1 pseudogene is annotated in these 284 nt (G+C 43.3%); it reads left to right on the top strand.

Going from position 1 to position 284, the window contains the following annotated elements:
* Positions 1-218: pseudogene (locus H4J66_RS05145) on the top strand (IS110 family transposase); the annotation flags it as partial.
* Positions 219-284 lie beyond the last annotated feature (66 nt).

Raw genomic sequence — 284 nt, 5'->3', positions numbered from 1 at the left:
GACAAGAAAGATTAAGCAAAGAAATTATTGATATGGCTTGGCAAGCTCAACTGAGATTGTGCCGCCGTTATTAACGACTCATGCATAAAGGTAAACATCGTAATGTAGTGGTTACGGCTATCGCCAGATAAATGATCGCCTATATTTGGGCCATTTCCCGTGAAGTTGTTCTAACACAAGTTAATCCTAAGTTACGGATAGCAAGAATGCCTGCATGAAGAAAAGTTTTGAGTTAGCGCATGGGATCAAGCATCGGGTGTGGCACAACCACCGACGGCGTTAGG

It is taken from the genome of Colwellia sp. MB3u-55 (assembly GCF_014076785.1).
Classification (GTDB): Bacteria; Pseudomonadota; Gammaproteobacteria; order Enterobacterales; family Alteromonadaceae; genus Colwellia_A.
This window is presented reverse-complemented; position numbering and strand designations above follow the sequence as displayed.